This window comes from Lacinutrix chionoecetis (assembly GCF_053604665.1).
Map to the genome: position 1 here is coordinate 88,210 of NZ_JBSHNQ010000087.1, position 12,436 is coordinate 100,645.

The following is a 12,436-nucleotide window of genomic DNA, read 5'->3' on the forward strand; positions in this document are numbered from 1 at the left end:
AATTGATTGATTTTAATTAACAGTATAAATGTCTTTATTTATTCCGATGCAAAACAGTCAATTCTGATGAGTTGGGTTAAAAAAAGGTTGAATTGGCATATAATTAAACTCACCTAATCTTAATAGTTTACCTCATGGTGTTGTTACTGTATTAGAAATTTATGGTTGTTTTAAAGTTTTCAGGTTAACTATAACGATTAAGTAGTTAAATAAATAGTATTAAATATAGTTTCATTATTATTTTTAACATAATATGAGTAAGTTTATAATTCGTTATAAACCAACCTCATGAAAATTATTCACATAAGTGCAGAATGTTATCCTGTTGCCAAAGTTGGTGGATTGGCAGATGTCGTTGGAGCTTTGCCAAAATATCAAAATGATTTAGGTGATGACTCGGCCGTTATTATGCCTTTTTATAATAATAAATTTACCCAGTCTAATCACTTTACTTCTATATTTTCTTCAGAATTATCCCTTGGAGAAACCAGCTATGCTTTTGACGTTTTAACCTTAACTGAAAATTTATTAGGTTTTAATATCTATTTTATTGATGTTGAAGCACTACTATATAAAGATTATGTGTATTCATTTAATGATACCGAGCGGTTTTTAGCGTTCCAAATTGCAGCATTAGATTGGGTTATAACACAAGACCATAAACCAGATATTATCCATTGTCATGATCATCATACAGGTTTAACACCATTTATGCTTCAAGAAAGTTATAAATATGAAACACTAAATAAAATACCAGTAATTTTTACTATTCACAATGCCCAATATCAAGGCTGGTTTTCTCATGATTTAGTGCATTTAATTCCAGGTTTTAATTTCGATCATGTTGGATTATTAGATTGGAACCACCAGATAAATCCTTTAGCTGCAGGTATAAAATGTGCTTGGCAAGTTACTACTGTATCACCAAGTTATATGGAAGAGCTTAAAGAAAGCGCCAACGGTTTAGAATCGCTTTTAGCCTCTGAGCAAGATAAATGCGTAGGTGTCTTAAATGGTATTGATACAGAAGTCTGGAATCCAGAAACAGATAACTTTATCGTTAAAAATTATAGTCATTCAACCGTAGCATCGGGTAAAAAAGCGAATAAAAAATGGCTATGCAAGGAGTTTAATTTAGATGAAACTAAGCCACTTTTTTCTTTTATTGGTCGGTTAGTTGGTGAAAAAGGTGCCGATTTGTTTCCCGAAATATTTAGTCAAGTTCTTGACAATGAGGACATCTCGATATTATTGTTAGGTTCTGGTGCAGCGGACACAGAAAATGCTCTAAAATCCTTATCTTCAAAGTATAAAAATTATAACCACTTTATTGGTTACGACGAGAAACTCTCGCATATTATTTACGCTGGCTCCGATTTTTTAATCATGCCTTCGCGCGTAGAACCTTGTGGATTAAATCAGTTATACGCACTACGTTATGGTACTATTGCCATAGTAAACAATATTGGAGGATTAAAAGACACCATAGCAGATGTTTCTAATGGTGGTTTTGGAATCGTCATTCCCGAAGCCACAATCTCTGAAGCCGTGAATGGTATTTTAAAAGCGAAAGAGTTTTACAATAAAAAAGAATTATTTAAAAAAACTCAAAAGCATATTATGTCTATTGACCATTCGTGGTTACAATCGGCCAAAGCATATCAGGAACTATATAAAACTAAGCTAAAATGATAAACAACAAAGTCATTTCAATAATTTTGGGAGGCGGACAAGGTTCGCGCTTGTACCCATTAACCGAAGCACGTTCTAAACCAGCAGTACCAATTGCGGGTAAATACCGTTTAGTAGACATCCCAATTTCAAATTGTATAAATTCAGACATTAAACGCATGTTTGTTTTAACACAATTTAATTCGGCTTCGCTTAATCGCCATATAAAAAACACCTTTAGATTTAGTTTTTTTAGTCATGGTTTTGTAGATGTTTTAGCAGCTGAGCAAACACCAGAAAATAAAACTTGGTTTCAAGGTACCGCAGATGCCGTAAGGCAAAGCATGCATCATTTTAAAAGACACGACTATGAATATGCACTCATACTTTCTGGAGACCAATTATACCATATGGATTTTAACGATATGTTGAATAAGCATATAGAAAGTAATGCTGCAATTTCTATTGCCACACTTCCTGTTAAAGAGAAAGAAGCGACTTCATTTGGAATATTAAAGACTAACAATGAAAATGTAATTACATCTTTTATTGAAAAACCAGACGAGAGCTTATTACCAGAGTGGACCTCTGATGTGAGTGAAGAAATGAAAGCTCAAAACAGAAACCACCTGGCTTCAATGGGTATCTATATTTTTAACAGAAAATTGTTAGAAGAGCTTATGGAGAATCCTGATACCATAGATTTTGGTAAGGAAATTATACCACAATCTATAAACCAACATAAGGTCTTAAGTTATCAATTTGAAGGCTATTGGACAGATATTGGAAACATTGATTCCTTTTTTGAAGCCAATATTGGCTTAACAGACGATTTGCCAAAATTCGATTTATACGATAGTAAAAATAGAGTTTACACAAGAGCACGTATGTTACCAACCTCTAAGATTTCAGGAACTAAATTAAATAAAGCCGTTATTGCGGAAGGCTGCATAATAAGCGCAGATACCATTGAAAGATCTGTAATAGGCATTCGTTCAAGAATTAGAAGCAATAGCGTGCTTAGCCATGTTTACATGATGGGTAGTGATAAATACCAAAACCTAAATACTATTTCGAAGGAATCGAAACCCTTATTTGGTATAGGTAAAAATTGTAAAATAAGCTATGCCATTTTAGATAAAAACTGCTGTATTGGTAACGATGTAGAAATTAAAGGAGGAAAACATCTTGAAGATATAGAAACCGATACATATTTAGTTAAGGATGGTATTGTTGTGATTAAAAAAGGTGCTGTAATTCCTTCTGGATTTAAACTTGTTTAATGAGTAAAACTAAAGTATATAGTCTGTTTACAGACTTCGACATTAACCTTTTCAAATCTGGAAAGCATTATAAATTATACGAAAAATTTGGCGCACACATAGTCACCCACGAAGAAGAAGAAGGTGTCTATTTTGCTGTTTGGGCGCCATCTGCCAAGTCGGTGTCTGTAATTGGAGATTTTAATTTTTGGGATGATTCCCAACATGTATTAAACGTTCGCTGGGATTCTTCTGGCATTTGGGAAGGTTTTATTCCCAAAGCTAAAAAAGGCATGCGATACAAATATAAGATCTTATCAAATAACGGTGATATTGTTACCGAAAAAATTGATCCGTATGCGCTATATTTTGAAACACCACCAAATACAGCCTCAATTATTTGGGACATTTCAGATTATAAATGGAAAGATAAAAAATGGTTAAATTATAGAAAAGATAAAAACGATTTAGACAAGCCATACTCCGTTTATGAAGTACATTTAGATTCCTGGCGAAAGAAAGAAGATGGCACCAGCCTAACGTATAAAGAGTTCTCTAAAGAGCTTGTTGATTATGTCAAGGAGATGAATTTTACGCATATAGAGTTTATGCCAATAATGGAGTATCCTTACGATCCTTCTTGGGGATACCAACTCATTGGTTACTTTGCGCCTACCTCACGATTTGGAAATCCACAAGAATTCATGCAACTTATCGATGCGTTTCATCAAAACAATATAGGTGTGATTCTAGATTGGGTACCCTCGCATTTTCCTAGTGACGCTCATGGTCTTGGATTTTTCGACGGCACGCACTTATACGAGCATCCAGATACCAAAAAAGGCTACCATCCAGATTGGAAAAGTCTCATTTTTAACTACGAACGTAACGAAGTCCGTTCCTTTTTAATAAGTAATGCGCTGTTTTGGTTAGAACATTATCATATTGATGGTTTGCGTGTAGATGCTGTTGCTTCTATGATTTATCTTGACTATTCGAGAGAACATGGTGAATGGGATCCAAACGAGTTTGGTGGTAACGAAAATTTAGCAGCCATTTCATTTTTAAAAGAATTTAACGAAGCGGTTTACAGTCGCTATAACGATGTACAAACCATTGCCGAGGAATCTACTGCTTTTCCAGGTGTAACAAAACCAGTAAGTATAGGCGGTTTGGGCTTTGGTATGAAGTGGATGATGGGCTGGATGCATGACACCCTTAACTATTTTGAGCGTGACCCTATTTACAGACAACACCATCAAAATGAAATTACGTTTAGTTTGGCCTATGCTTTTACAGAGAATTTTATGCTTCCTTTATCTCACGACGAAGTTGTTTATGGTAAAAATTCTATTTTAGGAAGACAACCTGGAGACGAATGGCAACGTTTTGCAAATTTAAGACTTTTATATACCTATATGTTTACACATCCTGGAGGAAAATTACTTTTTATGGGTGATGAATTTGGGCAATATGAAGAATGGAATTTTCAAAAAAGTTTAGATTGGAATTTATTAGAATTCTTGCCACACATTGGTATAAAAAATCATGTAAAAGCATTAAACACGTTTTATAAAGAAACACCTGCCCTTTACGAAAAAGCCTTTAGTATTGAAGGTTTCGAGTGGATAAGTTATGACGATGCACAAAATAGTGTCATTTCATACATTAGAAAAGGACACGACCCAGAAAACGATGTCATTGTAGTGTGTAATTTTACACCTAGCACCCATAAAGCGTATAAAATTGGATTGCCAAGAAAAGGTAGTATTAAGGAAATATTTAATAGTGATGCTAAAGATTTTGGAGGCAGTAATACTATAAATACAAAAGCTATTAAAACAGTTAAAAAAAGCTGGAATGGTAAACCTTTTTCTGCCACTATAATAGTGCCTCCATTAGCTGCTGTGGTGTTTAAATATAGCTAATTAATACCTTCTTATTTTTTACCGGTTAAATTTCATTTTTAGCAATAAATGTCCATAATTTTTAAGGAATTAAAACTAATTATAATCTACTAAAACATTACGTTTACATTTAAAATTTCCCAATAATGATTACAAATACAGAACTTGAGAAAAAAGGCAATCAATTCCCTTCAAAAGTTACTTCATATAAAAAAGACATCGATATTCTTCATTTTAAAACAAAGAATAATGTTGCGCTTCAAATAACCGTATTACGAGATAGTGTATTGAGATTTAGATATTCTACAAACCTTAGTTTTGAGAATGATTTTTCTTATGCTATTACACGCTATGCAAGTCGTGGCTACAATAAATTAGAAATAACAGAAGATGATGACTTCTATAATATCATAACGAAGAAATTAATTTGTAAGGTAAGCAAAGCCAATTTAAAAATTTCTCTTTACGATGCTAAAGACGAAACTTTAATAAATCAAGATGAGCTCGGTTTTCACTGGGAAGAAAGTTATCAGTTTGGTGGCAACGTGGTTAAAATGAGCAAGACAGCTCAAGATGGAGAAAGTTATTATGGTTTAGGAGACAAACCAGAGCATTTAAATTTAAAAGGGAAACGTTTTCAAAATTGGGTAACAGACTCTTACGCTTATGGCAAGCAAACAGATCCTATTTATAAGGCGATTCCGTTTTTTACAGGCTTACAACAAGGTAAATCTTATGGTATTTTCTTCGATAATACCTTTAGATCGTATTTCGATTTTGCACACGAGCGTAAAAACGTAACCAGTTTTTGGGCACAAGGTGGAGAAATGAATTATTACTTTATTTATGGTCCTGAAATGACCGATGTTGTTGAAAGTTACACAGATTTAACAGGTAAGCCGCATCAATTACCAGCGCTCTGGGCTTTAGGGTATCACCAATGTAAATGGAGTTATTATCCAGAGTCTAAAGTTAAAGAGATTGCCAATAAGTTTAGAGAATTAAAAATACCATGCGATGCTATTTATTTAGATATCGATTATATGGATGGTTTTAGATGTTTTACTTGGAATAAGGACTACTTTCCAGACCCTAAACGTATGGTTAAGGAGCTATTAGACGATGGTTTTAAAACTATTGTTATTATCGATCCTGGTATTAAAATAGACTTAGAATATTCAGTCTTTAAAGAGGGATTAGATAAGGACTATTTTTGCAAACGTGCCGATGGACCATATATGAAAGGTAAAGTTTGGCCTGGTGAGTGTTACTTTCCAGATTTTACTAAACGTGAAGTGAGAGATTGGTGGTCTGGTTTGTTTAAGGAACTTATTGAAGACATAGGTGTAAAAGGGGTGTGGAACGATATGAATGAACCTGCAGTTATGGAAGTACCAAATAAAACGTTTCCAGACGATGTGAGACATGACTATGATGGTAATCCTTGTAGCCATAGAAAAGCACATAACGTTTATGGCATGCAAATGGTACGAGCCACTTATCATGGTTTAAAAAAATACTCTTATCCAAAACGTCCGTTTGCTATAACACGCGCAGCTTATTCTGGAACACAGCGTTATACCTCATCTTGGACAGGCGACAATGTAGCCACTTGGGAACATTTATGGATTGCAAATGTCCAGGCGCAACGTATGGCACTATCTGGTTTTTCGTTTATTGGTAGTGACATAGGTGGTTTTGCTGAGCAGCCAAATGGCGAATTATATGCAAGATGGATTCAATTAGGAGTGTTTCATCCGTTTTGCCGTACACATTCTTCTGGAGATCATGGTGAACAAGAACCGTGGATGTTTGGAGACGAAATAACCGATGTGATTAGAAAATTTATTGAGTTACGTTATCAACTTTTACCTTATTTATACACTTCTTTCTGGCATTATTTAAACCAAGGTACTCCAATGCTAAAGTCTTTGGTTTTACACGATCAACACGATATACAAACGCACTACAGAACAGACGAATTTATTTTTGGTAAACAGATGTTGGTTTGCCCAATTTTAGAGCCAAATTCTTTAGGAAGGCGCATGTACGTGCCAAAGGGGATTTGGTATAATTTCTGGACAAATATTTCTATAGAAGGAGGTAAAGAAGTTTGGGTAGATGCCACGTTGGATAGTATGCCTATTTTTGTTAAAGCAGGAGCCATAATCCCTAAATATCCTGTGCAACAATATGTTGGCGAAAAAGAAATTGAGCAAGTTACTTTAGACGTTTATTATAAGCAAGGTAAAGAAAATTCAGATTTATATGACGATGCTCACGATGGTTACGACTACACGAAAGGCCGTTATAGCTTACGTACCTTTAAATTAACTGGGAAGTCTAATGAGTTAATTATTCAGCAGCACAAAAACGGGAAATTTATTGCACCATATAAGACGTTTAAATTGAATCTTATTGGATTACCTTTCGAAATTAAAAAAATAGAAATTGATAACGTTGAAATTCTATATAAAGACATAAAATTCACTCCAGACAACTCAATGATTATAGATAAAGATTTTACAGAACTTCACATTATGTAAAGTGTATTTATAACAGTTAAATTATTTATACGGTTTCTACGGTTTCAACATCAAAAGGTTTGCCCAAATACACGAGTTGTGAATTCTCGTCAAGAGATTTAATGTCTTTGTTGTGAGAAGGAATTATAGATAATTCACCGTCGCTATTTTTAATAAACAATGGTATTATTTCTTTATCTTTATTAGATACTTCAATAAGGCTATCGTAATGTGCTTTATCTTTTAAGTCAATTTCCTGAATGCTCGGAAATTTTCTGGTCACATTAGTAAGTGTGTTATAATCATCAGTATGGCTAAACAGTCCTTCTTTTGGGTTGTTAGACATATCGTTCATCTCGTCTGTAGTTACTAATCTAAACGAACCGTTTTCTCCAAATTGCTTAGTGAATTTATTAATGGCATATTTATTAATGTCTGCACTTCCTGTTAACGCCATTAAATATCCTACATCATTAAGCTCGATGTTATCCATTAAAGTATCAGAATAAATATTAGCACTAAAAGCTTCTAATCCCATTTCTTTTGCTTTGCTTATATTACTTTGATTGCTGTCTACTAAAACCACGTGCCTACCATGAGACTCTAAATAGTGGCCCAGCAATCTCGACACTTTCGAAGCGCCAACAATTAATATGCCGTTAGAAGACTTTAAAAACACACCCACCATTTTCGCAAATAATCTGGCAGTAGTTGCATTTAATAAAACAGTTCCTAATACAATAACAAATACTAAGGGTGTAATATATTCTGCTCCCGGAACACCTTCTTTAGCTAATTTTAGTCCGAATAATGAAGCAATACCTGCAGCTACAATACCCCTTGGGCCAACCCAACTAATAAATAGTTTTTCGTTGAGCTTTAAAGTAGAACCATAAGTGCTTAAAAACACACCCAAAGGTCTTATAAAAAAAACAATTATAGCAAATAAAACAACCGTTTTCCAATTGTAGATTAAATATAATTCTTCCATATTTATATTTGCGGCAAGTAAGATGAAAAGAATAGAAATTAAAAGTACGCTTAACGATTCTTTAAAATATAAGATATCTTTTAAAAATGGCGATTTAGAGTTTCCTAAAACCATTCCCATTACCACTACTGCTAATAATCCAGACTCGTGCGCAAAAGCATCGGAAAGCACAAACACGCCTAAAACAGTGGCCAGCGTAAAGACGTTCATTAAATAATGTGGTACTAGTTTTTTATTAAGTATAAAGTTAAGTCCGTGAGCAAATGTAAAACCAAATGTGGCACCAAAGAGTACAATTTTTCCAAACTCAATGAAGGCTGTCTTTGTAAATTCTCCACCAGCATCCACACTTATAAACTCGAACACCAAGACAGCTACTAAAGCACCAATAGGGTCAATTAAAATCCCTTCCCACTTTAATACGGCTGATACATCTTTTTTTAACGGAATGTTTCTTAAAATAGGCGTAATAACAGTTGGCCCTGTTACTATTATTAGTGCGGAGAATAAATAAGAAATTTTCCAGCTTAAATCGAAAATATAATGGGCTGCAATTCCTGCAGCAAAAAAAGTAACTAATGAGCCTATGGATATTAATTTGGAAATTACGGGTCCAACATTCTTTATTTCACCCATTTTTAGGGTTAAGCCGCCTTCAAAAAGAATAATACTTATGGCTAAAGAAACAAAATAAAATAAGCTTTCTCCAGGAAACAAGCCTTCTTCCCCATTCCAGATTGGTTCAATCCATTTGGTTCCATCCTCGCTTAAAAACTCTGCTGCAATTGGTCCTACTAAGAGTCCTATTAAAATTAGTGGTAAAATAGCCGGTATTTTAAATTTCCAGGCAACCCATTGTGCTAATATTCCTAAAATAATAATACCTCCTAATTCTACCATGTGTTTTCGGTTAGTTATAAAATGCTAATGTAAAAATTTTTCAATCATATTTATAGCTCAATCAAGATTACTTAATCGTTTGTAGGGTATAACTAAAAAAACTATCTTCACTTTTTTCGAAATACTTTTAAGTGAATATAAAACCATTCAAAACCATAGGTTTAGGTATTGCCTTCTCACCAAACCTAAAGGGAAATCTTTATGAAGCTGCACGTTTAGCGTTGTTTTTCGACTGTAAGCTGGTGTTAATTCACGTAGGAAATAAATCTGAAGACAAGATAAAAACGCTTAAAATTATTTTAAATAGCTTTAAAAAAGACAATTTAGAATACCAAGTTCTTTTTAAAACAGGAAACCCTGTTGAAGTGATTTTAGATGCTTCTTTAGAAAAAAACATCGATTTATTAATTATTGGTGCTGCAAAAAGAGAAAAATTTCTCACTTATTATGTGGGTTCTATTGCCAGAAAAATTACGCGTCGTGCAAAATGCTCTTTATTGCTGCTTATCAATCCATCAATAGACCGTGTCCCTTGTCAACATATTGTGGTAAACGGATTAATAGATCCAAAAACCGAACAAACCATTGCTTCCGCTTTTTATGTTGGCGCCAAGTTAAAATCTGAAAAAATAACAATTGTCGAAGAAATAAAACAAAATGAAATTACTGTAAAAGTAGATGATGACAAAACCTTAAGAAAAGCAACAATTTTAAAAGAACGTTTAAGAAATCGTGAACGTTCAAGAATAAATCATATTATAGAAGACATCCCGAAGCAATTTACCGATAATATTGCTATAAAATCGCAGCCCATTTTTGGTACTCAAGGTTATTCTATTGGTCATTATGCACAAATAGTAAGAGCCGATTTGTTAGTGATGAATGCACCCACGAAAATGACCTTTTGGGATCGTGTATTCACTCACGATATTGAACATATTTTAACCGAGCTACCAACCGATGTTTTAATCATTCAATGAGGCCAAAAAAAAATAATATAAAAACATTTTTTAAAACACTTCCTAAAAATATTTTTTCTGGTTTTGTAGTCAGTTTAATTGCTTTACCATTAGGTTTAGGGCTGGCTATGGCCAGCGAAGCACCTCCAATTGCTGGTGTAATTGCTGCTATTGTAGGTGGTATTATGGTTTCCGTCTTGGGTGGAAGTAATGTAACCATTGCAGGTCCTGGAAATGGAATGGTAGGTGTGCTTTTAGTCGCAATTGCTACTTTAGGGTTAGAAAGTGCGTATGCTGCTATTATTTGCTCTGGTCTGGTTGTTTTAACTCTCGGGTTTTTAAGATTAGGTAAATTGGCAGACTTTTTTCCATCATCAGCCATACAAGGCATGCTTGCTGCAATTGGCCTTATAATTCTTGGTAAGCAGTTTCACATAATGCTCGCGCATAGAATAAAGAGAGAAGACACTGCAGATTATCTTTTAGAAATACCATTTACCATTAACGATGCTTTACATTACGATAATACTGGACTTATTTATGCCGCTGCGGCAGGAATATTAAGTTTGTTAATTATGGTGTTTTATTCTAAAATTCGAAATAAGTATTTGCAGTTAATTCCTGCTCCAATGTGGATAGTTATTCTATCTGTAACATTTAGTTATTATTTTGAGTTAGTGGCACATGAAAATAACCCTATTGCTATTGATTATATGATTTCTGGTATCCCAGAATTTTCTCAAATTATAGATCAACTTCCAACCGTTAATTTTAGTAAAATTGGCACAATCCCATTCTGGACAAGTGTATTCTCATTAACATTAATTGCAAGTATAGAATCGCTTCTAAGTATTAAAGCAGTAGATAAACTCGATCCCCAAAAACGAAGAAGTAATGTGAATAAAGATTTAAAGGCGCTAGGTATAGCCACAGTGGGAAGTGGATTTCTTGGTGGTTTAAATGTTGTAACTGTTATTGCAAGAAGCTCTGTAAATGTAAACAATGGTGGTAGTAATCGCTCATCCAACTTCTTTCATGCCACTTTTTTAATCATTTTTATTGTGTTGTTTAGTTCACAATTAACCCGGATTCCATTACCTGCTTTAATGGCTATATTGGTTTATACAGGTTATAAATTAGCCTCTCCAGAAAACATTAGAAAAATATTTAGAATTGGAAAAGAACAATTAATTATTTTCTTTATCACGCTCATTGTTACTCTTAAAATTGGATTAATTTCTGGTATTACCTCTGGAGTAATTGTCACTTTCATTATTCATATAATCCTAAATAAAAGCATAGTTCTTTTTGCAAAAAATTTTATGAAACCTAATGTTTTAATGTTTCAAGAAGAAGGTAATTATTATGTAAGTGTCAAACATTTTTGTAGTTTCTTGAATTACTATAAACTAAAAGCAAAATTAGACGCCATACCAGAAACCGAAGATGTTGTTTTAGATTTTTCTTTGTGCCAGTTTGTAGACCATACAGTTATGGAGAGTTTAAATAGTTATCAGGAAGTATTCACCAAACGTGGTGGTCATTTTGAAGTGCTCGGACTCGATTTACACGATACAGATTCTAAACACCCTTTCGCATTACGTCGCTTATTACCTGTACCTAACGTGATTAAAAAAAGTTTAACAAGACGCCAAACAACTATTGAGGAGTTAGCCGAAGATTATCATTTAAAATATTTATCTACAAAGCAAAGAGAAACACATTTTTTAAATGATTTTTTGTTTTTCAGAATTAAGAAAATAAATTATATATATAACCAGCTTTCAAGTGGAAATGAAGCATTAAACGCGTTCGATATTGAGTTCTCTGAAGGAGAATTTATAGCCAAAGAAGTTGTAAGGTCAACCATGTTGCACATTAAACTTGACAAAACCATACCAGAGTTTACGCTAGATCGCGAAGGTTTTCTTGAAAAAGTATATACGTTTGCTGGTTTTAAAGATATCCCTATAGAAAACCATACAGACTTTTCTAATCGCTTTTACTTACTTGGTGAAGATACTAAAGCCATTCAGGAATTTTTTACTGATGAAATCACCCATTTTTTCGAAAGTAATCCCTATTACCACGTTGAATCTAACGGACACAACCTGCTTATTTTTGGTCGCGAACGCTTAGCTAGCATAAAAGAAATTAAAGCGCTTTACGATTTTGGAAAACGCTTACAACAAGTAGTTTCTTAATAAAAACTTAACGTTAC

The 12,436-nt window shown here is 33.7% G+C and carries 7 protein-coding genes; 6 read left to right on the plus strand and 1 reads right to left on the minus strand.

Features of this window, described 5'->3' with window-relative positions; translation table 11 throughout:
• Positions 1 to 288 precede the first annotated feature (288 nt).
• The 4 genes from ACVC43_RS15275 to ACVC43_RS15290 all read left to right on the plus strand — a co-directional run bounded on the left by ACVC43_RS15275 (position 289) and on the right by ACVC43_RS15290 (position 7,386).
• Complete coding sequence (locus ACVC43_RS15275) at positions 289 to 1,692, plus strand: glycogen synthase (protein ID WP_452225409.1); 1,404 nt, start codon at positions 289 to 291, stop codon at positions 1,690 to 1,692.
• Entirely contained in the window at positions 1,689 to 2,954 is a 1,266-nt protein-coding gene (locus tag ACVC43_RS15280) for a glucose-1-phosphate adenylyltransferase (protein WP_452225410.1), read from the plus strand. The genes ACVC43_RS15275 and ACVC43_RS15280 overlap by 4 nt, the downstream gene beginning before the upstream one ends.
• Complete coding sequence (glgB, locus tag ACVC43_RS15285; RefSeq protein ID WP_452225411.1) at positions 2,954 to 4,861, plus strand: 1,4-alpha-glucan branching protein GlgB; 1,908 nt, start codon at positions 2,954 to 2,956, stop codon at positions 4,859 to 4,861. The genes ACVC43_RS15280 and glgB overlap by 1 nt, the downstream gene beginning before the upstream one ends.
• Before the next feature lie 125 nt (positions 4,862 to 4,986).
• Positions 4,987 to 7,386, plus strand: a complete 2,400-nt coding sequence (locus ACVC43_RS15290) for a glycoside hydrolase family 31 protein (RefSeq protein ID WP_452225412.1) — start codon at positions 4,987 to 4,989, stop codon at positions 7,384 to 7,386.
• 25 nt (positions 7,387 to 7,411) lie between these two features.
• On the opposite strand, the gene ACVC43_RS15295 is transcribed toward ACVC43_RS15290, so the two are convergent.
• Complete coding sequence (locus ACVC43_RS15295; RefSeq protein WP_452225413.1) at positions 7,412 to 9,256, minus strand: cation:proton antiporter; 1,845 nt, start codon at positions 9,254 to 9,256, stop codon at positions 7,412 to 7,414.
• A 131-nt stretch (positions 9,257 to 9,387) separates the two neighbouring features.
• Between ACVC43_RS15295 and ACVC43_RS15300 the strand changes: the two genes are divergently transcribed.
• Both ACVC43_RS15300 and ACVC43_RS15305 read left to right on the plus strand, forming a co-directional pair.
• A complete protein-coding gene (locus ACVC43_RS15300) occupies positions 9,388 to 10,236 on the plus strand; it encodes a universal stress protein (RefSeq protein ID WP_452225414.1) in 849 nt (282 codons plus the stop codon).
• Positions 10,233 to 12,419: a SulP family inorganic anion transporter gene (locus tag ACVC43_RS15305; RefSeq protein WP_452225415.1), complete on the plus strand. Its 2,187-nt coding sequence runs from the start codon at positions 10,233 to 10,235 to the stop codon at positions 12,417 to 12,419. The genes ACVC43_RS15300 and ACVC43_RS15305 overlap by 4 nt, the downstream gene beginning before the upstream one ends.
• Positions 12,420 to 12,436: the final 17 nt, after the last annotated feature.